Genomic DNA, 25,806 nt, shown 5'->3' with positions numbered 1-25,806 from the left:
ACATAGCATTCGGCAAGAATTCAAATCGAGGCAATAATCAGAACATCTCCCCCATGCCCGCCTTCTGAAGCGGGTGCTCCGCGTAAGGCTTCGCCCCCTGCTCGACGCACGTCCTCGGCGTCGGGAATACCTTCCCCGGGTTCGACAGCCCCTTCGGGTCGAACGAGCAGCGGACGACGTTCATCGCGTCGAGGTCTTCCTCGGCGAACATCTCGGCCATGTATATCTTCTTGTCGTTCCCTACGCCGTGCTCGCCCGTGATGCTCCCCCCTGCGTCCACGCACGCCCGGAGAATCTTCCCCGCGAGCTCGTGCGCCCGCTCGGGCTCGCCCTCGTTCGCCGCGCTGTAAAGGACCAGCGGATGGAGGTTCCCGTCCCCCGCGTGAAAGACGTTCGCCACTTTAAGGCCGTACTCGCGGCTTAGCTCCTCGACCTTCCCGAGCACCTCGGCGAGCTTGCTCCTCGGTATGACGCCGTCCTGGACGTAATAGTGAGAGCTCACCCTCCCCATCGCCGGGAAGGCGTTCTTCCGCCCCTTCCAGAAGAGGTCTCTCTCCTTCGCGTCCCTGGCCGTCTTTATGAGCGTCGCGTTATTCTCGCGGAGCACATCTTCGACTATAGGCATCTCGGCTTCTACGCCCGCCGACGGCCCGTCGAGCTCGACGAGGAGTATCGACCCGGCATCGACGGGATACCCCGCGTGGACGGCCTCTTCGACCGAGCGTATGCAGAGGTTGTCCATGATTTCGAGACCGGCCGGGATCACGCCCCGCGCCGTTATGCCGGAAACTGCCGCCCCGGCGTCCTCTATCCTGTCGAAGGCCGCGAGGAACGTCTTCACCGTCTCGGGCTTCCTCACTATACGGAGGACGACCTTGGTCACTATGCCGAGGAGGCCCTCGGACCCGACGACGAGCCCCGTGATGTCGTACCCCGGCCTGTCGAGCGTCTTCCCGCCCGTCTCTATTATCTCACCGCCGGGCAGGACGACTTCGAGCCCGAGGACGTGGTTCGTCGTGACGCCGTACTTCAGGCAGTGCACGCCCCCGGAGTTCTCGGCGACGTTCCCGCCTATCGTGCAGGCGACCTGGCTCGAAGGGTCGGGGGCATAGTAGTAGCCGTAGGGGGAGACGGCGTTCGTGACCGCGATGTTCACGACCCCCGGCTCGACTACGACGCGCTCGTTGGCTATGTCCACTTCGAGTATCCTGTTCATGCGCGAGAGGGATACGACCACTCCCTCTTCCGTCGGGAGCGCCCCGCCCGAAAGGCCCGTCCCCGCCCCCCTCGGGACGAAGGGGACGCCCTCTTCGTAGCAGAGCCCGAGGACGGCCGACACCTGGGCGGCGCTCTTCGGCAGCACGACGAACATCGGGATTATCCTCATCCCCGTAAGCGCGTCGGCGTCGTAGGCGATGAGCTCGTCCCCGGACGAAACGACCCCGCCCTTTCCGAGTATGTTTTCGAGCTTTTTCCCGAAGGCGCGCTTCCACCCGTGCGTTCTGGTATGGTAAGATTTATCGTCCGATTTCATGTCACCTCACTCTCGGATGATTATAGCACCTGACCGGCTCCGAGACCAACCGGCGGCGAGGGGCGGCTTTTGCTTGACAATCGGCGTGGAGACGGTAAATTTCACTGTTTAATCCCAAAGGTTTGAGGCGTGAAAATGAGCAGCTACATGGCGAGAAGTGAAGATTTCGAGAAAAAATGGTACATCATAGACGGTGAAGGCAAGACTGTGGGCAGGCTTTCAACCAAAATTGCCACGATACTGAGAGGCAAGGACAAGCCCCAGTTCACCCCGCATGCCGACATCGGCGACTTCGTCATCGTAGTCAACGCCGACAAGGTGAAATTCACCGGCAAGAAGTGGGAACAGAAGAAATACTACTGGCACACAGGGTATCCGGGCGGTATAAAGTCCATCACGGCCGACGATCTCATGAAGAAAAAGCCCGGCGAGATAATCAGGAAAGCCGTTTGGGGAATGCTTCCCAAGAACAAAATGCAGGATAAACTCATAAGCAGGCTAAAGGTTTACGCGGGGAACGAGCATCCGCACGTCTCGCAGCAGCCTGAAAATCTGGAGGTTTGACGGACGAAATGGCCGAAGTGAACTATTACGGAACAGGAAGAAGGAAGACGTCCACCGCGCGCGTATGGCTCCGCCCGGGCGACGGCAAGATTTCCATAAACAGCAGGGAAGCCGCCGAATATTTCCCGAGGGAATCGTGGCTCCTCCACGCGCTCGAGCCCCTTCAGACGACGCAGACGAAGGGCAAGTTCAACGTCTTCGTCGATGTAAAGGGCGGTGGGCTCACGGGCCAGGCCGGCGCGGTAAGGCACGGCATAGCGAGGGCGCTCCTCCAGGCCGACGACACCTACAGAAAGCCTCTCAAGGTCGCAGGGCAGCTCACGAGAGACCCGCGTATGGTCGAAAGGAAGAAGTACGGACTCAAGAAAGCGAGAAAGGGACCACAGTTCTCGAAGAGGTAATTTTCGCCTTGGCGGACACTAAAAAGAAATCCACGAAAAAGCAAAAAAAGATACAGAAACCCTCGGGCAAGCTGGGGGTTCTCATACCGGGGATGGGCGGTGCGGTGGCCACGACCTTCATCGCCGGGGTCGAGGCCATAAGGCGCGGGCTCGGAAAGCCCGTCGGCTCCCTCACCCAGATGGCCCGTATAAGGATCGGCAAGAGGACGGAAAAGAAGTCCCCCCTCATTAAGGACTTCATCGAGCTCGCCGGGCTCGACGATCTGGTCTTCGCGGGCTGGGACATCTACCCGGATAACTGCTACGAGGCTTCCATAAAGGCCGGGGTTCTCGAAAAGGACCAGGTCGAGGCCCTCCGCGAGCCTTTGGAGCGGCTGAAGCCGATGCCCGCCGTATTCAGCAGGGACTACGTCAAGAATCTCGACGGCAGGCACCTCAAGAAAGGCAAGACCAAGATGGACCTTGCCAGGCAGCTCATCGAAGACATAGAGAATTTCAAGAAAGAGAGCGGCGTTTCGAGGCTCGTCATGGTGTGGTGCGGGAGCACAGAGGTCTACATAAAGCAGTCGCCCGTGCACGCGTCCCTCACCGCTTTCGAAAAGGGGCTCAGGGAGAACCATCCCGACGTAGCCCCGAGCATGATCTACGCCTACGCCGCGCTCAAGTGCGGCGTGCCCTACGCCAACGGCGCGCCCAACCTGTCGGTGGACTTCCCCGCGATGATGGACCTCGCGAAGAAGAACGGCCTGCCGATCGCCGGCAAGGACTTCAAGACAGGTCAGACGCTCATGAAGACGATCCTCGCCCCGGGCCTCAAGAGCAGGATGATAGGCCTTCACGGGTGGTTTTCGACGAACATACTCGGGAACCGCGACGGCGAGGTGCTCGACGACCCCTATTCCTTCAAGACCAAGGAAGAGAGCAAGCTGAGCGTCCTCGAATACATGTTCCAGCCCGAGCTCTACCCCGAATTATATTCGGATTATTACCACAAGGTAAGGATCAACTACTATCCTCCGAGGGGCGACGCCAAGGAAGCCTGGGACAACATCGACATATTCGGCTGGCTCGGCTACCCGATGCAGATAAAGGTCAACTTCCTCTGCAGGGACAGCATACTTGCGGCCCCGATAGTGCTCGACCTGGTGCTGTTTCTGGACCTCGCGAGCAGGGCCGGTCTCGACGGCATACAGGAATGGCTCTCGTTTTACTTCAAGAGCCCTATGCACGGCGAAGACCTCTACCCCGAGCACGACCTCTTCATTCAGCTCATGAAGCTGAAGAACACCCTCAGGTACCTGAAGGGCGAAGAGCTCATCACGCACCTCGGCCTCGACTACTACAACCTGATGTAATCAGGGCTGTATATCCGAAATCCCGGATTAAAGAGGGAAATTCCGTAACGGGAGAGCTGTGCCTTCCGGCGGGAGAGTCATGCGCGTGCGGCCCGGAGAGAAGACGTCGCGGCTTTGGCCGCGGTGCATCCCCGGGAACGCGTGAACGGCAGCTACGCCCGAAAAGCCGCGGCGCGGGAATTCCACGCTTCGTGCGGGGCTCCGCCCCTTTCCCACGCTTTCAAATCATGATATGTATCCGGGGAATTCCGCTTTCGCGAGGAGGGGGTTTTACGCAGCCTGTGCGGCTTGCGTTATGGGAGAATTCAACTTAACTTTCAGCGGAGAAGTTTTCCAGTCTGTCATTCCCCGCAACGATTCCGAACGAGTGAGGAATTGGACGCCTCAGGCTGACTGCACAGAAGTCCATCCGGTACAGCCCTAAAGCAGCTCAACACAAAATAGCAGGAATCCATTCAGTTTCTGTCATTCCCAACGATTGCGAGCGAGCGAGGAATCGGACACCCCGGCCTTGAAGCGCAAACGCTTATCTAGTACAGCGCGCAACTTACTTTCCTCAACAACAAGCCTGTACTTGCCGCGGCGTAGCCCACGGGCGAAGCCGGGTCGGGAATCCAGTCTTTTGCTTTTCTTTTTAATTCCCCTCTCCCCAGCGCGGAACGGATGCGAGCAAGTGAGCATTCGGTCGTCCTTCGCCGGCTGCACAGTAGCTCATCCAGTACCGCTCGAAAGCAACCGAAACCAAAACAGGGATAAAGGGTGAGGAGGACTCTCAGCAATAGGCGGCTTGTGCCGGGTAACGGCGGAGCTTTATATGCGTCCTGCGTGACGCGGGAGAATTCTGTCTCGGGTGGAAACGAGCCCTTCTCAGACCTGGGAGCTTATGGCGAGCCACTTGCGGGTGATATAGAGGTTTCCGTCGCTGTCCCTCTCGCCGTGCTGCTCCAGGGCGGGCTGTACGGCCTCTCTCATCGCGCGGACGGCCTCGTCCACGGGGTAGCCCCTGAGAGCCCCCGCCGCGTACTGCTGGAAGGAGCTTATGTATTCCCAGGCCTCGCGCTTCATGTCCACGGCGAACTCCTTTACCTCGACGAGCTTGAAGCCCGACCTCTGTACGAGCTCCTCGTAATACGCCTTCGGGAGGAACTTCGAAGCCTCGGTCCTCGAATCGTCCTTCAGCCTGCTGACGCCGCGCTCCCTTAGATACTGAACGGCCGTCTTGACCTGCGTGCGGTAAAAGGGCAGCGTCTCGACGGGCCTGGCCTCTTCGTAAAACGCCGTGTTGAAGAAGAAAAACCCGCCCGGTTTTAACGCCTGCTTTATTCTCTTGATGCTGTCGAGCTGGTCCTCTTCGGACAGATAATGTATCCCGTTGCCCCAGACGGCGAAGTCGATGCTGCTGTCGTCGAGGGTCATGTCCTCGACGAACGAGTGAACGAGCTTCAGCCTTTCGACGGTCTTTTCGAGCTTCGACTGGGCGAGCTTAAGGGCCTCGCCCGACTGGTCGAGGCACATCACGGCTGCCTTGCGCCAGCTCTCGGGAAGGTAATCGAATACGATCTGAACCATGGTGCCCGCGCCGGTGGCGATGTCGAGGATGGCATCGATACTGTTCGTGCCCTTCTTTTTCATCAGCTCGACCCAGCTGTATATACAATCGCCGTTCACCTGTCTGTACTCTTCGGTGTCTGCGAAAGGCTCGTAGTCGTATTTTTCCCTTATCTCTTCCATTATCAACCTCTGCATCTATTCACTCCCCATACATAATAAATGTGCAAAACCGCTTGCGGATTATAACATAATGACCATTAAAAACAACAAGGCGGATTCCCGTACCGGGAACTATTTATTATACACCACGTTTGTTCCCCCACAGAATTTTGTGGAGCTGCGGCAGGACGCGCACCCTGCCGAGCCTGTCTGCGAGGACGCGGTCCGTCAGCGCCCCGAGCCCCTCTCCGCCCACAGGCTGGAATATGATATTAGCCCTGATTTCATTGTCGGAAATAACCTTCTTCGCGTATTCGTAATCGGCGTCGCCGCCTATGACGAACTTGAGCTGGTCCCCGGGACGGAGCTTCGAAAAGAGGCCGAAGTCCATCCGCCCCTCCATCCCCGACCCGGGGCACTTGCAGTCCATGCTGATGACCGTGTTTTCCCCCCAGAACTCGGGCGGTGGCATCTTGTGCCCGCTCGTTTCGAGGACGATGCAGTATCCCTCCGCCGTAAGCATCGCCGCCAGCGCCGCCGCCTCCTTCGCCTGGATGAGCGGCTCGCCCCCCGTGATGCATACCCTCCGGCACCCGTATGACGCTATCTCCTCCATGACGGCCTCGACGGTCATGTCCTTAAAATCCCTCCCCTCGACGGCGTACATCGTGTCGCACCACGAGCACCGGAGGTCGCACGCGAAGAGCCTGACGAACACGGTAGGGAGCCCTATCTCTATCCCCTCGCCCTGGAGCGAGAAGAATATCTCGCTTATCTTCATGCCCTGTACCCCGTCGGGTCGGGGACCCCGGCCTCGGCGAACGCCCTCTTGCGCTCCCTGCAGGAGCTGCACACCCCGCAGTGTATCTCCCCGCCCTTGTAGCAGCTCCAGGCGAGCCCGAACGGCACCCCGAGCCCGGCCCCGAGCCGGACTATCTCCGACTTGTCGAACCCGGCGTAGGGGGCCTCTATGCGAAGCTCCGGCATGTCCGTCGCGAGCCTCTCCGCCGCCTGGAACGCCTCGACGAATTCGGCCCTGCAGTCGGGATAGACGCCCCTGTCGGAATGGTGCGCCCCGAAGAGAACGGCGCCCGCCCCCGAGCTCACCGCGTACCCGACGGCTATCGAGAGGAATATGGCGTTACGGTTGGGGACTATAGTCGATTTCAGCGTCTCGTAGTGCTCCGACGTCTCCGGCACGTCCGGAATATCGACGCCCGGGTCGGTCAGCGCCGAGCCGGAAAGGAGCGGCTTCAGCCCCGAAAGATCGACGACCATGTGAGGGACTGACATACGCCCGCATATGGCCCGCGCCGAGCTTATCTCCCTCTCGTGCTTCTGCCCGTAGATGAATGTGAGGGCCGAAACCTCGTAGCCCTTCGCCGCCGTATCGTACAGCAGCGTCGTGCTGTCGATTCCCCCCGAGAGGATTATTACGGCCTTCCTGTTCATCAGATAATTCTATATGGTTATGGAAATACGGACAAGAAAACGCCCCCGGGAAAATAGGCCGCGAACTAATGAGGACTCAGGAATATCCCAACAACTCTTTTTCAGTAACTTTCAGATTGGCGCAAGCCTTCTTTAAATCATCCGTATAAATATATTTGGACCTGTGCATTACCCACATTGCAGTTGGTACATCATCGGAATCATTTTCAAAGGGAATTATATACTTGACACACATAGGTAGTTTTTGATTCGTTTTTCGACGGCTTCCCGGTTTTTCAATTCGCACTCCCAAATAATAAGGACATCCCAATTCAGGGATTTAAGCTCACTAACGTGTTTTTTATCTCGCGCCTGATTTCTTGCGAGTTTAGGCCCCCAGTAATCAGTGTTTGTGCCGGGAGTATTTCTACCCGCGCGGCAATTATGCCCATGCCAAAAACAGCCATGTACAAAAATGGCTTTCTTCCGCTTGATAAAAGCGATATCGGGCTTTCCCGGCAAGTCGGAGCGATGCAGGCGATAACCCCGTTTGCCCATCTTCCACAAAATCTGTCTGATTTTTATTTCGGGGGTAGTGTTTTTCGCCCTCACTTTCGACATGTGAGACTTTGAACTCATTCACGTAACACGCTCTATCCAGTCATCGTTAAATTGAATCAGCCTTAAAACATGCTGGGGCTCGATAAGACCCGGATGTTTGGTGATGCGGAACCTGTAAGCCGATGCAGGAACAGATTTGAAAACAGTGAACTGAGAGCCATGCGGTTGCCAAGTAAAGCAATGCTCGCCCGTTTTCGCGTCAAAACCCTCGAAATTGTTGTTCCTATTTTCTTGCCAAGTATAGTTAGAAGGAACGTAGCGACCAGCTTCAAATTCAAACAACGTAAACTCTAGCGTATCCATGTTCCTCATTAACACTACAATCCTTAAGTCGTCATGTTCATTTAAAGATTGGTTGACTCGTTCATTCCAAATGCTTAAGATTTGCCTGCCCGTTTTTTGAATATCTTCTGTTAGGTTAGTTGCGCCATAGGAATAAGTGGGAGAGTTTCGGCCAGCTATCAGCCTGACTTGCGGTTGAGTGAATGGCTTTACGCTCTTGATTGTTTTTACCGACCATGAACATCCATTCCATATTACGTCCGTAACCCCTAATGGCTTGTTTCTATGCTCGCCGCTAATAGATTTGGCGAATATTCCCGCGAAATCATCTCCATTAATATCGGCATGCCCTATCGCCAAGCGATGCACGATAAGCTTTCCGATTCCCTTAACTACATCATCGGGGAACTCGCCTAGCGGGTACGGACTATTGCGCGCTTTGTTTTTTCCTTTGAGTTTTGGAGGCTCCGATGACATTCAATATTCCTTCAATACCTGCTTTGACTAGCGGGACGGGTACGGCGTTACCCGCCTGTTTTCTGGCTTGAGTATCGTTGCAAACAATTTCAAAAGAATCCGGGAATCCTTGCAAGCGGAGCATTTCTCGGGGAGTTAGCCTTCTTTCTCCATTCACCAATAAGTAATTATATGACGCTCCGGCCCTTAAAGCGCATGAATAGGGATAGCTCGATATATTGCCCTGTTTGTTCTCATGCCAAATGCCAGGATTGTGCTTGCTCGTATGCGCGGCTTGTCTGCGTTTCAGAATCCGCTCGCTTACGAAATGTTTGGGGTCGGGGTCTTTCTCCAATATTTCACTTAAAGGCTTCATCGGCTTATTGCCTTCCGGCCACGTGAAATCCGTAAAATCGTCTAAAGTGCCTGCGATTAAGATTCTCTCACGTTTTTGGGGCAACCCGTAATCTAATGCATTTAAAATCTTCCATGAAATGTGATAGCCTAAATTTTCCAGCTCCTGAACAATTCGCTCTAGGGTGCGTCCCTTATCATGCGATACTAATTGCTTCACATTTTCCAAGAGTACGGCGCGCGGCCTTTTAGCTTCCAGTATTCTAACGATTTCAAAAAACAGAGTTCCGCGAATATCGCTAAACCCTTGACGGTTCCCTATTATCGAGAATGGTTGACAAGGGAAACCGGCGAAGAAGATGTCGTGATCCGGTACGTTGTTCGGTTTAATGCGGGAAATATCGCTTTCTGGCCTAATGTTAAAATTGTGCTCATAAGTTCGACGAGCCTCTTCGTCTATATCGCAAGCGAATACGCACTCCATGCCAAATGCTGACGCCGCCAAATGAAATCCCCCAATGCCACAGAACATATCAACGTATCTTGTGATGCCGTGTAAAAACGGGGGAGGGTTTTTCGATTTTACCACGCTCCGCACCATTGCTGGGAAAGTGGGATATTCCTCTCGCTTCATTGTATTAAGTCCTTGTATTTCAGCCTACGCCCCTCCATGCCTACCACGAGTGCCCTAGAGAACGTTATGCCGCAATTTCCGGGCTTCCTATCAAAAGCGGGAAGGCCCCTTGTGTTCAGGCGAAAACAAAATTCGTCGATATACCTATTTAAATGTTTCTTGCTCCACTGGTGGAAGGTTCCATAATGCCCGCGCTTTATTAGAGCCCACATGCTTTCTACGGTGTTAGTATGAACTTCCCCACGGACGTACTCGCCAATGTTGTGATTTAAAGATTCATGCCGATAACCATTAACCGTTTTATACGATCTATGTTCATCCGTGTACAGCTTCGAGCCTTGCGCGACGTTTTTTGATAAAGCAGTTTGAATCGTTTCGCCCTCGGTGTCCTCGATAACCATAGCTCTCACTTCTCCATCGCGGCTACACGTTCCAAATACGGCGGTTTTACCTACCGGGCCACGTCCCAAACCAAGCTTTTTGTTCTTATGACGGTTTTTTTCTTTGCCGCCGATATAAGTCTCATCCGCTTCGACTACGCCGCTAATTTGTCCATCCATATGACAAGCCTCTCGTATTCTGTGAAGCATAAACCAAGCTGATTTCTGGGTGATGCCAAGCTCTTTCGATAACTGTATTGAGGATATTCCTTTTCGGGCGGTACTAACGAGATACATCGCATATAACCATTTGCGAATGGCAATATGAGAATCCTCCATTACTGTGCCTGTTCTTATTGTAAACTGCTTTCTGCATGATTTGCAAGTATATAGCTTTCCTTTGCGGATTTTATAAACTTCATCATGGCCACAGTGTATGCAGATAATTCCATTGGGCCACCTTGCCGACTCTACGTATTCTCTCGCCGAGTCCTCGTCGGGGAATCGCTCGAAAAATTCAAAAGAACTGGGTTGCGGCGCGTTGACTTGCTTTCTTGGTTTGTTCATAATTATATTCTAACACGTTATTTGTGTGTGTCAAGTATATAATTCCCTTTTCAAACAATTCAAACCGAATAACGGACCCGCTTTTCTCAATTATTTTAAACTTGGCGAACTTCTCGGCGGCGCACTTTCTAATACACTTAAACTACGACTTTAAACTCTATTTGGGTTTGCTTGGGCAATCCTAGCCTGCTGCAGGTTGTTGATGGTAGTAGTATCCTGAAAGACTGTGTTCCTGATTTTTAATAGTAAACTTATTACACTCCTGTTCCTGATATTTGTAATAGTCTTTCGTCAGTTTTTCTTTTTCTGTTTCTGCTATAAGCTGAAGGGCTTTTTTCAACACCTTCTCATCCTCCGGGTCGGATAGCGGTTTAATGCTCAAATGCCTTGGATAACCGTACTGCTCCAATCCCTCTTCGTAGAGAGAGACCAATTCTTTTAAGGATTCAAGTACTCCCTTTTTCGTAGCGCCGTTGCAAGATACATCGTAAGGGCTGCAAAATCCCCGCCAATGCCCATCACTTATCTTGTAAATTACCAGGATCACTATTTTAGGTCTGATATTTTTCGGGTTCACAACCGCCTCCCAACCGAACCGGCTAATTATCATATTATCAAATCCGGTTTTCGGTGTCCACATGCAAATCCATATATAATAGTACCGAATATAATAATACCGGCTTTCCAAAATTCCAGAGGTCTACTGGCTCTCCGGGAAGGTAAGAAGCCAATAGCTTTTTGCATCGATAAAAGTGATAATCTTTGCGAGGTTTAGACTATCCCAGTCATGTTAATGTGAACATGATGTACCCACCGCCTTACTTCGTCCCCTGCGGGTGGGCGTGGGAGGACGCCGAGCTCCCGAGGTCCGAGAGCCTCTCTTCGAGGTCCCCTACGCGGGCTATCGCGTCCTCTATCTTCCTCCCGAGCTCGTCCCCGTCCTCGCGCCCCTTCCATTCGGCGAGGTCGCTCTTCATCTGCCCGAGCGCGGCCCGCATGTCCCTGACGCCGGCCGGGATACCGGCCTCGTCCGGGCGCTTCTTCCCGTTAACGGAATACATCCAGAAGACGGCGAAGAGAAACGCCAGGAGCAGCACCGCCTGCGGGACCGCCGTCTCCAGCGTCGGGTAGAAGCCGAGGACGTCTATCTGCGGCAGGAAGCCGAGCGGCGTGATGCCGACGATCCCCGCTTCCTGGAATTCCTTTATGCCCTTGCCTATGAGTATGAAGGCCAGGAGGTAAAGGAATACGCTCGTGAAGGAGAAGAAGTATTTCAGCGGAATCCTGAGCGCGAGCTTGAATATCACGTAGAAAAGGACGACCAGGACCGCGGCGCCCGCGACGGCCCCCCATATGACGGCGTGGCGCGAATTCCCGGCCTGGAGCCACAGCGCCTGGTAGAAGAGGACCGTTTCGAAGGCTTCCCTGTAGACGGCGAAGAACGATACGCTCGCGAGCGTTACGACGCTCCCCGTGGACAGCGCCCTTTCGACCTTCCCCTTTATGTAGTGCTTCCATACGCGCACGTCTACCTTCGATATGAGCCAATAGCTCACGTAGAAGAGCACGACGGCGGCAACGATGGAGGTGATGCCTTCGATGAGCTCCCTCTGCATGCCGCTGATGGATATGAGCGTGCTCGCGAGGAACCACGTCGCGAGACCGGCCGCGAGCGCCAGTATCCAGCCGTAGTGTATGTACTTTATCTGCCGGGTCGCGCCCGAAGCCCCCATGAAGGCTATTATCGCCGCGATTATGAGAATCGCCTCGAGCCCTTCTCTGACTATTATCGCGAAAGAGTTTACGAACGAGATATAAGTGCTCGCATCCCCGCTCGTAAGGACCGTCCCCGCGGTGGTCAGGTCGCCGTCGATGACGCTCCCGAGGGCGAGCACCTCGTCCGCGGGCTTACCGGATTTCATCGCGCCGCGCAGCTCGCCGAACCGCGACTCTATACCCGTCGCGAGCGCCTTGTCCTTGACGAAGAGGTCCGTCTCGACCTTCTCGAACCCTTCGAGATAGGCGTCGAGCGCCTTCTTGTAGGCGGCGTCCGTCTCCCCCTTTTTGTAGAGGTCCATCGACTCCGCGAGGAGCGACTTCGTCAGCGCGACCGGCGACTTGCCCGAAGGGGCCTCGGCGGCGGCCCCCTTTCTCAGGTACGCGAGGACAAAAGCGGCGTCCCCGGGGTTCTTCACGCTCTCCGATATCTTCCCTTCGAGCTCCGAGTTGGAGAGGGTGGCGAGGGTTTTATAATCCCCCAGGTCGGCCGGCACGCCCGAAGCGGCCGCTTCGCCCTTCGAAACGTCGGCTTCGGTCCACCCGAGCGACATCACGTAGAAGGCGACGTCCCATTTTTCCTCGTCCGAGAGCTGTGGAAACGAAGGCATCCCCGTCCCGGCTATGCCGTAAAACATCGTGTTGTAAACCTTGAAGGGTGAAAGGACGGACGAAACTTCGGGATCGATGAAATTCGCGGGCGCCGGATTGAGCCCGCTTGCCACAGGGCCGTCACCGGCCCCGGCCGTGCCGTGGCAGAGGGAGCACTGCGCCCCGTAAAGGGCCTCCCCGTTGGCGACGGAAGGAGGCTCGGGAGGGTGCGGAACTATATTATACGCCGTTATTATCTTCGACTTTATCGACGCCGAAAGCCTCTCGACCTCGGCCGGGTCGGCCTTGTCCTTGATAAGGCCGCTCAGCCTGGCGAGGTCGGGCCCGAGCCCGGCGCTGTCCCCGCCCTCCTTCTCCATGTCCGAGAAGAGCCCGCCCACCTCGGACGAGAACTCGAGCATCTCTCTGTATTCGTCGCCGTTTATTATCTCGCCGCCGCTTACGGCGTTACGGTAATCGCCCCCGATGTAATCGACGAGCGAGAGTATCCTCTTGGCTTCGGGCGGGGAGGAGTACGAAGGCAGGGCGAAAACAAGGAGCAGCAGGACTGCGGCCACGGATATTATAGCAGTTTTTCTCATCTAACCCCTCTCGATTTCGTGCTCGCGCCGGAGGCCTTCATTCTCCGTAAATCCCATAAAAAAGGCCCGCCGGGAAGTTGAAAATGAATATCAATTGGGCGGAATTTTAAAGATTACCGCATAACCCTATGGTGTCAAGAAGGCCGGGTTGCATGGACCCGAGTTTTAATTATTATTATTGAGTCCCGTGGGTGATAATCATAAATAACGGTATTCAATAAAAATTAATATATGGAAAAGAAGACGCTATGAAAAAGCTGTTCGAAGAGTTTCCGCCCGTCAGCCCCTCGGACTGGGAAAAGGAAATCACGAAAGACCTCAAGGGGAAGGACGTCTCCGTCCTCGACTGGAAGCCGTACGAGGGCTTCACTGTAAAGCCCTTTTACACCGCGGAGGACATGGACGGCCTCGAATACCTGACGGGCGCCCTGCCCGGCGAATTCCCCTACGTCAGGGGCGCGGCAGGCGGCAGGAACCCCTGGCGGATAGACGAGCTCGTCACGGCCCCATCCCCTGCCGAGGCCAACAAGCTGGCGCTCGACGCCATAGAAAACGGTGCCGACTCGCTGACTTTCATTTGCGACGTCAGGGGCGGCGCGATATACGGCATCCCCCTCCGGACGGCTTCGGACATGACGAAGCTCCTGAAGAAAATTCCGCTCGAAGAGGTGGCCGTCAACTTCAGGGCCGGAGACGGCGCGGCGGCCATACTCGCGCTATTCCTCATCGAAGCCGAAAAGCGCGGCGCTGATATCTCGAAGCTCGCGGGCTCCATCGAGGCCGACATTCTGGGACGCTTCGCGCTGACGGGGCGCTTCCCGGGCGGCGAAGACGAATCTTTCAAAGAGCTCGGAATCCTTGTCTCGTATCTCGCGGAGCACGCGGCGCACCTCAAATCGATACTCGTTAACGGGAGCGTCTTTCACGACTCCGGCGCTTCGGCCGTCGAGGAGCTCGCGTTCACCCTCGCGTCCGGCGTCGAATACATGAGCCGCCTCACGTCCGGGGGCCTTTCCCCCGACACGATAGCGGCGCAGACGAAGTTCTCCTTCTCCGTCGGCTCGAACTACTTCATGGAGATAGCGAAGCTGAGGGCGGCGAGGCTACTCTGGGCCGAGATTATGGACAGGTACGGGCCCGCGCGCGAGGAGTCGAAGAAAATGAAGCTGGAGGCCCGCACGTCTTCGTGGAACAAGACGGTCTTCGATCCCTACGTGAACCTGCTGCGAGGGACGGTCGAGGCCATGGCCGCGTCCATAGGAGGCGGCGAGGCGGTGAGCGTCCTCCCGCTCGACTCGGCGTACAAGCAGCCGGACGGGTTCACCCTCCGCATGGCGCGGAACACACAGCTCATCTTGAAGCACGAATCCTACCTCGACCGCGTCAGGGACCCGGCTTCGGGCTCGTATTATATAGAAAGGCTCACGGACTCGATAGCCGGGGCGTCACTCGAGTTATTCCTCGAAGTCGAGAAGCAGGACGGCTTCGTAGCGGCCTTCAAGAACGGATTCATACAGGAGCGCATTTCGAAGACGAGGGCCGAAAGGGACGCACGCATTGCGGCGAGGGCCGACGTCTTCGTCGGCGTGAACCAGTACCCTAACACGACGGAAAAGGAGCCCGACATTTCAGGCCCCGTTTCCGAAACCGCTCTCAAACGCGGAAAGAAACCGGGCGGGCCGTTCTCGTCCGTCGCAAAGTTGAAGGAGCGCCTCTCGAAAAAGGGAGCGACACTCGGCGACGCAGTGCCCGAAGGGGACTCCGAGCCTGTAGCCCCGCCTCTCACGCCCTACAGGGGTGCGGCGGCTTTCGAGTCGCTACGTCTGAAGACGATCGAGCACGCGAAGAAGACGGGCGAGACCCCGGCGGTGTATCTCCTCCCGATCGGGAGCGTATCGATGCGTAACGCTCGGGCGACATTCTCGACCAACTTCTTCGGATGCGCCGGGTTCAGGGTGGTGGAGGGCGAGCCGCACGAGACTGTAGAGAGCAGCGCGGAAGACGCCCTCAGGAGCGGCGCGCGCATAATCGTCATTTGCAGCTCCGACAAGGAATACCCGGAGCTCGCCCCTGAAATCTGCAAACTTATAAAGGACGGTAATTCGGACGCGTATATCGTCGTCGCCGGAAATCCTAAAGAACATATAGAAGAGCTGAGAGCGGCGGGCGTAGACGATTTCATTCACGCGCACTCTAACGCCGCCGAAGCCCTCGAAAAATTCCAGCGGATTTCGGGAATAGATTCGGTGAGAGGTGACAGGTCTTGAAACCCGACTTTACAGGCATCGATTACAGGAAGAAAAACGGCAGCGGGAAATCCACCGATTCGAACCGCGACTGGATGACCCCCGAGGAGATTCCGGTCGGCGACGTCTACACCGAAAAGGACCTCCTCGGAATGGAGCACCTCCACTACGCCGCCGGCATCGCGCCCTATCTCCGCGGCCCGTACGCGTCCATGTACACGACGCGCCCGTGGACCATACGCCAGTACGCCGGGTTCTCGACGGCCGAGGAATCGAACGCGTTTTACAGGCGGAACCTCGCCGCGGGACAGAAGGGGCTTTCCGTGGCTTTCGACCTCCCGACGCACAGGGGATACGACTCCGACCACGAGAGGGTAGTGGGCGACGTCGGCAAGGCGGGAGTCGCGATAGACTCCATACTCGATATGAAGATACTCTTCGACAGGATCCCGCTCGAAGAGATTTCCGTATCGATGACCATGAACGGCGCGGTGCTGCCCGTCCTCGCCTTTTACATCGTCGCGGGCGAGGAGCAGGGCGTCAGGCACGCCGATCTCAGCGGCACCATACAGAACGACATACTCAAGGAATTCATGGTGCGGAATACGTACATCTACCCCCCCGCGCCTTCCATGCGGATCATCGCCGACATATTCAAGTACACGGCCGGGAACATGCCGAAATTCAACTCCATCAGCGTCAGCGGCTACCACATGGAAGAGGCCGGGGCGTCGTCCGACATCGAGCTCGCCTACACGCTCGCCGACGGCCTCGAATACGTCCGCGCCGGCATAAGCGCAGGGATGAAGATAGACGACTTCGCGCCCCGCATCTCGTTCTTCTGGGGCATCGGCATGAACCACTTCATGGAGATTGCCAAGATGCGCGCCGCGAGGATGCTCTGGGCGAAGCTCATAAAAAGATTCGGCCCGGAGAACCCGAAATCGATGGCGCTCAGGACGCACTGCCAGACGTCGGGCTGGAGCCTCACCGAGCAGGACCCTTTCAATAACGCGGTAAGGACGTGCGTCGAGGCCCTCGCCGCCGTCTTGGGAGGCACGCAGTCCCTCCACACGAACGCCCTCGACGAGGCGATAGCTCTGCCGACGGACTTCTCGGCGCGCATAGCGAGGAACACGCAGATATATCTCCAGGAAGAGACGAACGTCTGCAAGTCGATAGACCCCTGGGCGGGCTCTTACTACGTCGAGTATCTGACGGGCGAGATAGCCCGCCGCGCCTGGGCGCACATCGAGGAGATAGAGTCCCTCGGCGGCATGGCCAGGGCCATAGAGACCGGCCTCCCGAAGATGCGTATCGAAGAGGCCGCCGCGAGGAAGCAGGCGAGGATAGACTCGGGGCAGGACGTCATCGTCGGTGTCAACAGATTCCAGTCCGGTCAGGATTCCGACATAGAAATACTCGAAGTGGACAACACGCTCGTCCGTAAGGCGCAGATCGAGCGCCTCAAGAAGCTGAAGAAGGAGCGCGACGCGAAGGCCGTAAGGCTCGCCCTCGAAGCCATAACCAGGTGCGCCGAAACGGGCGACGGAAATCTCCTTGAGCTCGCCGTGGACGCCGCGCGCAAGCGCGCCACCCTGGGCGAGATATCCGACGCCTGCGAGAAGGTCTTCGGGCGCTACGTCGCCGTCATACGCTCGATATCCGGCGTCTACTCCGGCGAGATGTCCCAGGACAGGGAATTCCGGAAGGCGCGCGAGATGTCGGACAGGTTCGCGAAGAAGGCGGGACGTAGGCCCAGGATACTCGTCGCCAAGATGGGGCAGGACGGCCACGACAGGGGCGCGAAGATAATCGCGACGAGCTTCGCCGATTTAGGCTTCGACGTCGATATCGGCGCGCTGTTCCAGACCCCGCTCGAAGCCGCGCGCCAGGCCGTCGAGAACGACGTCCACGTAGTCGGCGTGTCGAGCCTCGCGGCAGGGCACAAAACCCTCGTCCCCGGGCTAATAAGCGAGCTCAGGAAGCTCGGCCGGGGCGACATAATGGTGGTAGTCGGCGGCGTCATACCGAAGCAGGACTACGAATTTCTCTACGAATCCGGCGTCACGGCCGTCTTCGGGCCGGGCACGGTGATATCCGTCGCCGCGCAGGAGATACTCGGCATCCTCATAGGGGGGATGAGCCCGGGGAGCTGACCCGAAACACACGAACCGGCGTGCCGGTCTTAATCAATCCCGTATAGACATCGGCCCCGCCGTCTGAAACAATATTAGTATGGAAAAGGCCCCCGGCTACGAGCTCGGCAGCACGAAATTAAGCGACCTCGACGGCATCGTGGCCATCGAGAACGTGAGCTTCCCCACGCCCTGGCCGAGGCGAGTGCTGGAAAGGGAGATACTCTCGGGCAAATACTACAACGAGGTCCTCAGGTTCGGCGGCATGGTCGTCGGGTACATCTTCACGTGGACGGTCCTCGACGAAATACACATCCTGAACATAGCGGTGCACCCGGACTTCAGGAACATGGGGCTCGGCGAAAAGATCATGCGGAGCTGCCTCGGCAAGGCGGCCGCCAAAGGGCTCAACATAGCCATTCTCGAAGTCAGGGTGTCGAACCTCGGCGCGAGGACGCTCTACGAAAAGCTCGGGTTCCGCACCATTCACACGAGGCGGAAATACTATTCCGACACGGGCGAAGACGCCTACGTCATGATGTACGATCTGAAAAAGAAGGAAGCCTAGCTCTTCCTCTCGGCGACGTAATCGGCAAGCATGAGGAGTGATTTTTTATAGCCGTTCTCGGGCAGCGCGGACGCGGCCGTCCGGGCCTTGTGTATGAAATCCTTCGCGGCGTCTATCGTCCTGTCCACCCCGCGGTACTTATCGACGAGCCCCCTTACGAACGCAAGGTCCTCGTCCGAAAATCCGTCCCCGTCCGAGAGAATAGCGTCCGCCTTCTCCCTCTCGGCCTCCGTGGACTGCCCCAGCGAATACAGGAGCGGGAGCGTCATCTTCCCCTCGACGAGGTCCTGCCCGACGCCCTTCCCGAACTCCTTCTCGGTGGACGAATAATCGAGCGCGTCATCGACTAATTGAAACGCGACGCCTATGTCGAACCCGTACGCCGAAAGCGCGCTCTTCGCCCCTTCGTCCGCCCCGGCGAGGACCGCGCCCACGCGCCCGCAGCTTTCGATGAGGGACGCCGTCTTGTTCTCGATTATCCCGAAGCAGACCTCTTCGGACACTTCGAGCATGTTGCTGGCGCTCATCACTTCAAGCACCTGCCCCTCGGCGAGCCTGGCCGCCGCGTCCGTCACGGCCTTTATGAGCTCGAGGCTCCCGCACGCCTGTATGAGCCCGAGCGATCTCGCCAGCATGAAGTCGCCGACGAGCACCGTGGCCTTGTTCCCCCATACGACGTTCGACGCGGGCCTGCCGCGCCTGAGATTCGCCTCGTCCACGACGTCGTCGTGGAGGAGCGTAGCGGTGTGGATAAGCTCCAGCGCCGCCCCGGCGTAAACCCTTTCCGCACCCCCCGTTAGCCCGCACGCGCCGCTCGCGAGGAGGACCACGGACGGACGGAGCCTCTTGCCCCCGCTCCCGAGGAGGTATTTCGAGATCTCGTAGACCAGCGGAACGGGCGACTTGATGTTGAGCTCGAGCTCCTGCTCAACCTCGTCCAGCTCTGGATTTACGACGGAGATGATTTCGGAAAAATCCATCGCCTGTTAAATTATCTGAACTGCATATATAAGTCAAAATAAATATAACCGGGCGGTATTTCACGATAAAATTATCTCACGAACAATCGCGTGCGGCGATGACACGGCGCGGTATAATCAGCTAAAATTACACGCACCCCCATGCACTGGCTCGACATCACGCTCCTCGCGATAATCACTGTCTTCACCCTCGTCGGAATCCGGCGCGGCCTCATAAGCCAGGTCTTCTCCGTCCTCGCGCTCGTCGCCGGCCTCGCAGCGGGGATCATGTTCTACGGCGCCCTCGGGCGGGAGCTCACGGCGCGCGGCGTCGTGGAAAACGAGCCCATGGCGAACGTCATAGGCTTCGCCGCGCTCGTCGTCCTGTTCTATATTGCGGTACAGCTCATCGGCTGGCTAACGGCGAAGCTGACGGGCGCCCTCCGGCTCGGGCTTTTGAACAGGCTCGCGGGCGGCGCGCTCGGGGCCGTCTTCGGGGCGATGACGGCGCTCATGCTCGTCTCGGCCCTCGGCTTCTTCTATTCGCAAGATAATCCCGTGTTCGAGGATTCCGTGGTCCTCCCGCATCTCGACGAAGGCTCGCGCGTGGCCAAGGCGCTTTTGCCCGAAGACCTCGGCGCGAGCGTCGAAAAGGCGAGGGAGCTGATTCGGAAGGAGGGATTCGAGGCCGCGATGAGGCTCACGGATTCGGACGCCCTAAAGGAAATCCTCGGCGGCGGCGCGCTCCCCGGAGCACCGCCGGGTACACCCACGGGTTCACCGTCCGCGCCGCCCGGGGAATCCCCCGGGCCGAATACCGCGGGCGGTGCGGAGTAACGCACCCGCGCCCCCGGCCAGCGCCCTCGCGTTTTCACCGCCGCGCGCACGGGCCGTTTCACAAGTCCCCGAATTTTGGTAATATTAAGGCGCTATGATAGGCGTCGAGACACTGGACGAATTCGTAATACGAAAACAGACGGAATACCCCTACGCGCGGGGTGACCTGTCGAGGCTGCTCCGCGACCTCGGCCTCGCGGCCAAGGTGGTGAACCGCGAGGTGAACAAGGCCGGCCTCGTCGATATTCTGGGCAGCGCCGGGATGACGAACGTCCAGGGCGAGGAAGTGAAGAAGCTCGACGTCTTCGCCAACACGAGATTCATCGCCGCGCTCGAGCTCGGCGGGCAGTGCAGGGGCGTCGCCTCCGAGGAGAACAAGGACTTCATCACCTTCCACGACGAGGTATCGAAGGTCGCGAACTATATCGTCGCGCTCGACCCGCTCGACGGCTCGTCCAACATCGACGTCAACATTTCCGTCGGCACGATCTTCTCCATATACAAAAGGGTGTCGCCCGAAGACGGCCCGCTCACCATCGAGGATTTCCTCCAGAAGGGGAGCCGGCAGGCGGCCGCGGGGTACATTATATACGGCTCGTCCACGATGCTCGTCTACACGACGGGCTACGGCGTGAACGGCTTCACGCTCGACCCGTCCATCGGCGAGTTCTGCCTCTCGCACCCGAACATGATCATCCCGAAAACGGGGAAGACGTACTCCGTAAACCAGGGCAACTTCCTCAGCTTCACCGAGGGCCTGAAACAATACCTCCGCTACTGCAGGGACATCGACAAGGCGACGAACCGCCCCTACTCGGCGCGGTACATCGGATCCATGGTCGCCGACATCCACAGGAACATCATACAGGGCGGCATATTCATGTACCCCGGCACGACGGAAGCCCCCAAGGGCAAGCTCCGTCTCCTCTACGAATGCAACCCCATGGCCTTCGTCGTCGAGCAGGCGGGCGGCAGGGCGACGGACGGCGCGCGGAGGATCCTCGACATACAGCCGACGGAGCTCCACGAGCGCACCCCCATCTTCATCGGCTCCGAGGATATGGTCCTCAAGGCCGAGGAATTCATCCAGAAATTCGGCGGCTGCTGACGCATTCGGAGGCCCCTCGAATACGGCCCGCCACGCGGAAAAATCACGCCCTTCGCTCGTTTCCGCGGCCCGTCGGGATGCGCAAAATTTTCACAAAAATTCAAACGTGTTAGCGCCGTGTTCAGGCCCCCGAAACTCTCTTGACTTTTCCATGTCAGGATGTATCGTTTCAGATAAATTATTGCTCCAGGGAGATTTCATATGTACATCGAACTTGAATTGCTTGTTAAAGACGATGACTGGGATGACGACGAGGAAGATTGGGACGAGGACGAGGACGAAGAATCCTGGGACGAGGACGAAGACGACGACCTGTTCGATGAGGACGACGAAGAATGGGACGACGAAGATGATGAGGACGAGGACGAAGAATGGGGACGGGAAGAAGAGAAAAACATCATCAACTGATTTCCATCCGTTAATACGTCACGCATCATTTCCAGCTAAGGCCACACAAATTTCAATTTCGTAATTCCGACTTCAATTCCGACAAAAAGATAAGCGCTCTTCGATACGGAGGGCGCTTTCACTATCGCTGCGCTCGCTGTATCGCACATTGCGCGGTTCGCCAGGTTTTCAGGTTGCGAGTGATTGCGTCACACGCGCTCGAACCCGTAGAAGACGTAGCCGTAACTTCCACCGGAGGATTCGAATACCTCTATCTCCTCCAGCGTCTCGGCGGCCATCTCGCGCACCGAAGCGTCGGGATGATTTTTCAGGCTCTCCGCGCGCGGCCCGAGCGCGTCGTAGTAGCCCCGGGTCCACGCCTCGCGGGGGAGCGTGCGGGTAGCGGCGGCTCTCAGTCCGGCGGCCTGGCCGGCCTCGACATTCTTCTCCACGGTTTGTATAGCCGGATACACGCGCGCGAGGAATTTCGCCGCGCGCGGAGGAGGGTCCCCGTCCAGGAGCGTAAGCTCGCTCGCGACGATGAACCCGCCCGCGCCGACCGCGGGGGCCCATGTGCGGAGCGCGTTCTCGAACCCGATGCCGTACGCCGCGCCCTCCGACCATAGCAGGTCTATATTGCCGAACGCGCGCGGTATGTCCGCCATGTCCATCAGGTGCGTTTCGACGAGGCGCCCGACGCCCGCTTCCGACGCGCGTCGGCGGAGCTCGTCGAGGAAGGGCCCGTGCGAATCGACGGCGTGGACTACCGTGCCGAGCCCCCGCGCGAGCGCGATAGTCTGCCGCCCCGTGCCCGAGCCCGCGTCTACGACGGCGCCGTACCGCCTTTCGGGAAGCCCGCGCAGGACGGCGAGGGTGTAAACGTCCCCGCCGGGGCCGAGCTGGCGCATACCGCCGAATAGTAGATCTATCGGATCGTATTCACTCATGGCGGGTCACGGCATTACCGGAGAATTTCACTGCGTCCTGTTGAGCAGGTATCCGAACGCGGCGTCGCCGACGCGCGGCCTCCCCTTTTTGTCGAGGATGAGAATGAGGTCGTCGTTTATCGCCCAGTACGACCTGAGCTCGGCGGGCGCGTTCGCATCGAGCTCGTAAACCATCGAGTCGGGATAGCCCTCGACGTCGCCCTCGACCTTCCATCCGCCCTCGCTCACGTGCTGCTCGCCGCTCTTGCCGACGTATACGCGGACGAGCCGATAAGTCGTCGGCACCCATGTCACGTCGTCCCGGTAGAGCGCGAGCCCGATCTTGAGAGCGCTGCAGTCCTCGTTCCCGCACGGCGCGCGGCCCTCGAAGACGCCGAAAAGAGGGTCGCCGAGGCTGTTCGCGGGCCGGAAGAGAAAGTCCTCCGTGGCCGCGTCCCCGCCGAAATACGCGCTCCTCAGCCAGAACGCCCCGCCCGCGAGGAAGACGACGAGAACGAGGAAAAACACAATGGTACGTGCAACATTCACGAAACCATATTAACACATGGAGCGCCGGGACACGCAGGCTTTTACGCACTTCGTGCGACCCGCCTTCGGGCAGATAAAACAATTTTCACGGAATTAAAAGAAGACGCCTGGGGCCGGGGCCGCCAGGGATGTGGACGAAGAGAGGTGCGTCAGGTCCACTCGACAGGACGTGTGATTATTCTTCCATTCTGCAAAGTAATACTGTCGGGCAGAATGCTGGTTGCCAAATGTTTTTCCTTGATTTTGAAATTGAAGTCGCAGTTGCTTTTCAAATCTTCGGCCCTACGGCCAATGGGTATCGCGACTCCGACTTTTTTCTCAGGATAGAGACCCCTTACAGCCGCGATCGAGGGGATTATATCACTATCGCCCGTGACGAGGACTAATTTGTCATATTTATTCTTCGAGGCGAGCTTAAACAAATGAATCGCAATATTAACGTCGGTCTTCTTCTCTTCGTAAGTCTCGTAGTCGCCGCATCTCGGGCAATGCCTTGTTACTCTCCTGAAATCTCCGTATACAGTTCTGACTCCGGTGGACTCAAGAGCGGAAATATAAATCTCATGCCTTATGCGTTTAGTAGGAGACCATGGAGCTAAAGCAGTAAAGTAAAAAATACCTTCGATAATCTGATTGCTGGTTGTGAATTTGCTACACAGGGCTCTTAAATCCAGCCACTTATATGTCTTGAATACCGAGCGCTTGGAACTCATTGAGTCCAGGGCATGGTAGAGATTGAAACCATCGACAAGAAATATAACTCGTTCTTCTGTCGAAACGTTTTGGGAGGGTGTAGTCATTAAATAAAAAACCCGGGAGCACAGGCAACCCGGGGCCTTAAAGCCGATAGCTCTAAGGGATGATATATCAATTAATATAAGACACCGGGTCTGTTTTGTAAAGATACGTTTATCCCTTTTGACCATATACAGGAAGATTTTTGTCTCTATCAAAACGCATGCCCCAAGGCCGGGCTCGAACCGGCAGGGCCCGCTATTTACTCGGCGGCGGGGGTACGGTCATTCCGTGACGCCTGAAGACTTCCAGCATCGCGGCAATGTCGGGCGGCCCTCCGCCGGCGGCGTTGATAACTTCGGCGGCTTCGCGGAAGTACTCGGGGCCCAGTATCGCGGGGCTGATGACGACGAGCTGTTTTACGTCTTCGCCGGTGAAATTATCGAAGCGGTGGAGCGCCCCCGGACGGATGCATAACGACTGCCCCGGGCCGACCTCTATCGGGACGCCGTCCACCGTCCAGGTCAGCACGCCCTCGACGCCGTAGAGGATTTCCTCGAAGGCGTCGTTCCTGTGGGCGGGCGCCGCCAGCTTCTGCCCCGCCGGGACGAGCACCTCGAACATCGAAACGCTGCCGTTACAATCTCCGCCCGTGAGGAGAAACCTGATCTCCAATGGGCCGATATTTATAATTTCTTCGGAAGGATTAACTGCGGTAGTAGCCTGATCCATGATTTCCCCCTGCTCCGATGGCATTGCATGCCCGGGGCCGGACTCGAACCGGCACGGGCGCGAACCCGAGGGATTTTAAGTCCCTTGCGTCTACCTATTCCGCCACCCGGGCTGACAACATGTCACGAACTACCTGGAAATAATAACAGGAAGGAATGTATTTTACAGCGTCCGCGTTTTGGTTCAATAGGGAACCATAATAGGGAAAGATAACTGCTCAATTATTCACACTAAGGATAATAATATTTTTTAACCCCTAAACTTTTCCAGAATTTCACGAGCTTATAATTCATTGGATCTTTCATCACAATTTCATCTCTCATTTCCACTAATATTTTAAGTCGGTCAACATATTGTGTTTCATCCTTATAAAATCTTTGGTTTGCGTCTAACAAATTAAAAGTTTCAAAAGCAATTTTCGCAGCCAATTCATCTTTTAGAATCTGCTTGTCTACCAAGCCTCTTCCCCAGTACCTTGCCAGTTCATACAGAAAGTTAAGTTGTTTCTCATAATTCTTTCTATAATCCTCTAGTTCATGCTTCACAGGTATTTTGCCATCTTTTGGCCACATGATGAGGTCGTGATAATCTTTATTTTAAATCCATTGTCCTAGAAACTCTAACATCGATAGAATCGCGACGCATCTGAAAAAAAATAGCGATAAAACCAAGAATGGTGGCTGCACCAACAAGCCCCTGAAATAATGACGATCCTATAATTGATTGAAGAAAATGAACTATCATAATTGCAGATTATATCATTAATATATTTTGTGTGGTTCATACCAGAAGTTTCATTCGTATCCCCCCTCCCTGAGCCTCTTCAAATGCCTCACACGCAGGAGCCGCTTCTGCCACAGGTTCTCCCCCGGGTCGGGCTCGCCGGGCTTTCCGAGCCTGAATGCCTCGGCGTCGAATCTTCTACGCTCCTCCGGCGAGAGGGTATCCATGTGATTCGCCACGTCGAGCAGCGTTACACTATTATCATCTAATCGAGAGGGCGGAGACGAAGAAGCGCCAGCTTCTTCATGCACGCGCTTTGTCTTTTTGCGTGCTTCTTCTTTTACTGTGTTTTCCTTTCTGAGCCTTCCTTCAACTGTGTATTCCTTAGGGTTCAAATTTTGAACCCCCGGGGCTTCATTATTTGAAGGGGGGTCTTCAAATTCTGAAGGGGTATATGACAAGTTTGTCTCACTAACTGTAAAATCCGTCAGGTGGCTTAATGGTGCTTCGGCAACGATGCTTATATCCGTGAGATTGCCGCGGTCGCATACTGCGCTCCCTTGCAATGACGCGTCGTCGCCGGTGCCGTCATTGCTGTAGATGTTAAGTAATTCGGGGACAGGATTTAAGGAACTCTGCC

The 25,806-nt window shown here is 56.6% G+C and carries 26 protein-coding genes and 1 tRNA gene; 9 read left to right on the top strand and 18 right to left on the bottom strand.

Annotated features, from left to right (window positions below; genetic code table 11):
• Positions 1–37: 37 nt before the first annotated feature.
• A complete protein-coding gene (locus tag PKC29_02990; protein ID HML94378.1) occupies positions 38–1,534 on the bottom strand; it encodes an FAD-linked oxidase C-terminal domain-containing protein in 1,497 nt (498 codons plus the stop codon).
• A 135-nt stretch (positions 1,535–1,669) separates the two neighbouring features.
• Here PKC29_02990 and rplM point away from each other — a divergent pair, with 135 nt between their 5' ends.
• From rplM to PKC29_02975, 3 genes are read left to right on the top strand one after another with little or no spacing between them, the layout of a single operon-like run.
• Entirely contained in the window at positions 1,670–2,098 is a 429-nt protein-coding gene (rplM, locus tag PKC29_02985; GenBank protein ID HML94377.1) for a 50S ribosomal protein L13, read from the top strand.
• A gap of 8 nt (positions 2,099–2,106) precedes the next feature.
• Entirely contained in the window at positions 2,107–2,499 is a 393-nt protein-coding gene (gene rpsI, locus PKC29_02980) for a 30S ribosomal protein S9 (protein HML94376.1), read from the top strand.
• An 8-nt stretch (positions 2,500–2,507) separates the two neighbouring features.
• Positions 2,508–3,854: an inositol-3-phosphate synthase gene (locus PKC29_02975; protein ID HML94375.1), complete on the top strand. Its 1,347-nt coding sequence runs from the start codon at positions 2,508–2,510 to the stop codon at positions 3,852–3,854.
• An 867-nt stretch (positions 3,855–4,721) separates the two neighbouring features.
• Here PKC29_02975 and PKC29_02970 read toward each other — a convergent pair.
• The 9 genes from PKC29_02970 to PKC29_02930 form a co-directional block, all read right to left on the bottom strand.
• Positions 4,722–5,600, bottom strand: coding sequence for a class I SAM-dependent methyltransferase (locus tag PKC29_02970; GenBank protein ID HML94374.1), 879 nt, complete (start codon positions 5,598–5,600; stop codon positions 4,722–4,724).
• 103 nt (positions 5,601–5,703) lie between these two features.
• Positions 5,704–6,345, bottom strand: a complete 642-nt coding sequence (locus tag PKC29_02965; GenBank protein ID HML94373.1) for a radical SAM protein — start codon at positions 6,343–6,345, stop codon at positions 5,704–5,706.
• Entirely contained in the window at positions 6,342–7,016 is a 675-nt protein-coding gene (gene queC, locus PKC29_02960) for a 7-cyano-7-deazaguanine synthase QueC (GenBank protein HML94372.1), read from the bottom strand. The genes PKC29_02965 and queC overlap by 4 nt, the downstream gene beginning before the upstream one ends.
• A gap of 216 nt (positions 7,017–7,232) precedes the next feature.
• The gene (locus tag PKC29_02955; GenBank protein HML94371.1) at positions 7,233–7,634 is read right to left on the bottom strand and encodes a very short patch repair endonuclease; all 402 of its coding nucleotides are present in this window, start codon (positions 7,632–7,634) and stop codon (positions 7,233–7,235) included.
• Positions 7,635–8,375 (bottom strand): hypothetical protein, encoded by a 741-nt coding sequence (locus PKC29_02950; GenBank protein HML94370.1) that lies wholly within the window; start codon positions 8,373–8,375, stop codon positions 7,635–7,637. It abuts the gene before it with no gap.
• The gene (dcm, locus tag PKC29_02945; protein HML94369.1) at positions 8,326–9,309 is read right to left on the bottom strand and encodes a DNA (cytosine-5-)-methyltransferase; all 984 of its coding nucleotides are present in this window, start codon (positions 9,307–9,309) and stop codon (positions 8,326–8,328) included. The genes PKC29_02950 and dcm overlap by 50 nt, the downstream gene beginning before the upstream one ends.
• 29 nt (positions 9,310–9,338) lie before the next feature.
• Positions 9,339–10,289 carry an IS1595 family transposase gene (locus tag PKC29_02940; protein ID HML94368.1) on the bottom strand — a complete coding sequence of 317 codons (951 nt, stop codon included), beginning with the start codon at positions 10,287–10,289 and terminating at the stop codon, positions 9,339–9,341.
• Positions 10,290–10,470: 181 nt separating this feature from the next.
• Positions 10,471–10,866: a hypothetical protein gene (locus tag PKC29_02935; GenBank protein HML94367.1), complete on the bottom strand. Its 396-nt coding sequence runs from the start codon at positions 10,864–10,866 to the stop codon at positions 10,471–10,473.
• Between the two features lie 241 nt (positions 10,867–11,107).
• A complete protein-coding gene (locus tag PKC29_02930; GenBank protein HML94366.1) occupies positions 11,108–13,258 on the bottom strand; it encodes a cytochrome c/FTR1 family iron permease in 2,151 nt (716 codons plus the stop codon).
• A gap of 248 nt (positions 13,259–13,506) precedes the next feature.
• On the opposite strand from PKC29_02930, the gene PKC29_02925 reads away from it, so the two are divergent.
• From PKC29_02925 to rimI, 3 genes are all read left to right on the top strand, one after another.
• Positions 13,507–15,525 (top strand): methylmalonyl-CoA mutase family protein, encoded by a 2,019-nt coding sequence (locus PKC29_02925; GenBank protein HML94365.1) that lies wholly within the window; start codon positions 13,507–13,509, stop codon positions 15,523–15,525.
• 17 nt (positions 15,526–15,542) lie between these two features.
• Complete coding sequence (gene scpA, locus PKC29_02920) at positions 15,543–17,663, top strand: methylmalonyl-CoA mutase (protein HML94364.1); 2,121 nt, start codon at positions 15,543–15,545, stop codon at positions 17,661–17,663.
• Positions 17,664–17,742: 79 nt separating this feature from the next.
• Complete coding sequence (gene rimI / locus PKC29_02915) at positions 17,743–18,210, top strand: ribosomal protein S18-alanine N-acetyltransferase (protein HML94363.1); 468 nt, start codon at positions 17,743–17,745, stop codon at positions 18,208–18,210.
• Here rimI and PKC29_02910 read toward each other — a convergent pair.
• Positions 18,207–19,190: a polyprenyl synthetase family protein gene (locus tag PKC29_02910; protein ID HML94362.1), complete on the bottom strand. Its 984-nt coding sequence runs from the start codon at positions 19,188–19,190 to the stop codon at positions 18,207–18,209. The genes rimI and PKC29_02910 overlap by 4 nt on opposite strands.
• A gap of 141 nt (positions 19,191–19,331) precedes the next feature.
• Here PKC29_02910 and PKC29_02905 point away from each other — a divergent pair, with 141 nt between their 5' ends.
• The 3 genes from PKC29_02905 to PKC29_02895 all read left to right on the top strand — a co-directional run bounded on the left by PKC29_02905 (position 19,332) and on the right by PKC29_02895 (position 21,522).
• The gene (locus PKC29_02905) at positions 19,332–20,006 is read left to right on the top strand and encodes a CvpA family protein (protein HML94361.1); all 675 of its coding nucleotides are present in this window, start codon (positions 19,332–19,334) and stop codon (positions 20,004–20,006) included.
• Positions 20,007–20,100: 94 nt separating this feature from the next.
• Complete coding sequence (gene fbp, locus PKC29_02900) at positions 20,101–21,114, top strand: class 1 fructose-bisphosphatase (GenBank protein HML94360.1); 1,014 nt, start codon at positions 20,101–20,103, stop codon at positions 21,112–21,114.
• 201 nt (positions 21,115–21,315) lie between these two features.
• On the top strand, positions 21,316–21,522 hold the full coding sequence (locus tag PKC29_02895; protein ID HML94359.1) for a hypothetical protein: 207 nt from the start codon (positions 21,316–21,318) through the stop codon (positions 21,520–21,522).
• Between the two features lie 188 nt (positions 21,523–21,710).
• Here the strand turns inward: PKC29_02895 and PKC29_02890 are convergent, their stop codons facing one another.
• The 7 genes from PKC29_02890 to PKC29_02860 form a co-directional block, all read right to left on the bottom strand.
• Positions 21,711–22,448 carry a class I SAM-dependent methyltransferase gene (locus PKC29_02890; protein HML94358.1) on the bottom strand — a complete coding sequence of 246 codons (738 nt, stop codon included), beginning with the start codon at positions 22,446–22,448 and terminating at the stop codon, positions 21,711–21,713.
• Positions 22,449–22,475: 27 nt separating this feature from the next.
• The gene (locus PKC29_02885; GenBank protein ID HML94357.1) at positions 22,476–22,976 is read right to left on the bottom strand and encodes a copper resistance protein NlpE N-terminal domain-containing protein; all 501 of its coding nucleotides are present in this window, start codon (positions 22,974–22,976) and stop codon (positions 22,476–22,478) included.
• 149 nt (positions 22,977–23,125) lie between these two features.
• The gene (locus PKC29_02880) at positions 23,126–23,929 is read right to left on the bottom strand and encodes an NYN domain-containing protein (protein HML94356.1); all 804 of its coding nucleotides are present in this window, start codon (positions 23,927–23,929) and stop codon (positions 23,126–23,128) included.
• Between the two features lie 40 nt (positions 23,930–23,969).
• Positions 23,970–24,443 (bottom strand): cupin domain-containing protein, encoded by a 474-nt coding sequence (locus tag PKC29_02875; GenBank protein ID HML94355.1) that lies wholly within the window; start codon positions 24,441–24,443, stop codon positions 23,970–23,972.
• A gap of 28 nt (positions 24,444–24,471) precedes the next feature.
• Positions 24,472–24,555 (bottom strand) — tRNA-Leu (locus PKC29_02870).
• Positions 24,556–24,673: 118 nt separating this feature from the next.
• Positions 24,674–25,015, bottom strand: a complete 342-nt coding sequence (locus PKC29_02865) for a hypothetical protein (GenBank protein HML94354.1) — start codon at positions 25,013–25,015, stop codon at positions 24,674–24,676.
• 222 nt (positions 25,016–25,237) lie between these two features.
• The coding region (locus tag PKC29_02860; GenBank protein ID HML94353.1) for a hypothetical protein at positions 25,238–25,806 on the bottom strand (569 nt) is incomplete at its 5' end.

It is taken from the genome of Thermodesulfobacteriota bacterium (assembly GCA_035325995.1).
In the GTDB taxonomy this organism is placed as follows: Bacteria; Desulfobacterota_D; UBA1144; order Nemesobacterales; family UBA2774; genus JADLGH01.
Note: the sequence above shows the minus strand (reverse complement) of the source record. Positions and strands in the feature narration are given on the sequence as shown.

What these genes read in the sequence shown, in the direction of transcription:
- PKC29_02990 (HML94378.1), bottom strand. Translation starts at nt 1,534, where the DNA reads ATGAAATCGGACGATAAATCTTACCATACCAGAACGCACGGGTGGAAG.
- rplM (HML94377.1), top strand. Translation starts at nt 1,670, where the DNA reads ATGAGCAGCTACATGGCGAGAAGTGAAGATTTCGAGAAAAAATGGTAC.
- rpsI (HML94376.1), top strand. Translation starts at nt 2,107, where the DNA reads ATGGCCGAAGTGAACTATTACGGAACAGGAAGAAGGAAGACGTCCACC.
- PKC29_02970 (HML94374.1), bottom strand. Translation starts at nt 5,600, where the DNA reads ATGCAGAGGTTGATAATGGAAGAGATAAGGGAAAAATACGACTACGAG.
- PKC29_02965 (HML94373.1), bottom strand. Translation starts at nt 6,345, where the DNA reads ATGAAGATAAGCGAGATATTCTTCTCGCTCCAGGGCGAGGGGATAGAG.
- queC (HML94372.1), bottom strand. Translation starts at nt 7,016, where the DNA reads ATGAACAGGAAGGCCGTAATAATCCTCTCGGGGGGAATCGACAGCACG.
- PKC29_02955 (HML94371.1), bottom strand. Translation starts at nt 7,634, where the DNA reads ATGAGTTCAAAGTCTCACATGTCGAAAGTGAGGGCGAAAAACACTACC.
- PKC29_02950 (HML94370.1), bottom strand. Translation starts at nt 8,375, where the DNA reads ATGTCATCGGAGCCTCCAAAACTCAAAGGAAAAAACAAAGCGCGCAAT.
- dcm (HML94369.1), bottom strand. Translation starts at nt 9,309, where the DNA reads ATGGTGCGGAGCGTGGTAAAATCGAAAAACCCTCCCCCGTTTTTACAC.
- PKC29_02940 (HML94368.1), bottom strand. Translation starts at nt 10,289, where the DNA reads ATGAACAAACCAAGAAAGCAAGTCAACGCGCCGCAACCCAGTTCTTTT.
- PKC29_02930 (HML94366.1), bottom strand. Translation starts at nt 13,258, where the DNA reads ATGAGAAAAACTGCTATAATATCCGTGGCCGCAGTCCTGCTGCTCCTT.
- PKC29_02925 (HML94365.1), top strand. Translation starts at nt 13,507, where the DNA reads ATGAAAAAGCTGTTCGAAGAGTTTCCGCCCGTCAGCCCCTCGGACTGG.
- rimI (HML94363.1), top strand. Translation starts at nt 17,743, where the DNA reads ATGGAAAAGGCCCCCGGCTACGAGCTCGGCAGCACGAAATTAAGCGAC.
- PKC29_02910 (HML94362.1), bottom strand. Translation starts at nt 19,190, where the DNA reads ATGGATTTTTCCGAAATCATCTCCGTCGTAAATCCAGAGCTGGACGAG.
- PKC29_02905 (HML94361.1), top strand. Translation starts at nt 19,332, where the DNA reads ATGCACTGGCTCGACATCACGCTCCTCGCGATAATCACTGTCTTCACC.
- fbp (HML94360.1), top strand. Translation starts at nt 20,101, where the DNA reads ATGATAGGCGTCGAGACACTGGACGAATTCGTAATACGAAAACAGACG.
- PKC29_02895 (HML94359.1), top strand. Translation starts at nt 21,316, where the DNA reads ATGTACATCGAACTTGAATTGCTTGTTAAAGACGATGACTGGGATGAC.
- PKC29_02890 (HML94358.1), bottom strand. Translation starts at nt 22,448, where the DNA reads ATGAGTGAATACGATCCGATAGATCTACTATTCGGCGGTATGCGCCAG.
- PKC29_02875 (HML94355.1), bottom strand. Translation starts at nt 24,443, where the DNA reads ATGGATCAGGCTACTACCGCAGTTAATCCTTCCGAAGAAATTATAAAT.
- PKC29_02865 (HML94354.1), bottom strand. Translation starts at nt 25,015, where the DNA reads ATGTGGCCAAAAGATGGCAAAATACCTGTGAAGCATGAACTAGAGGAT.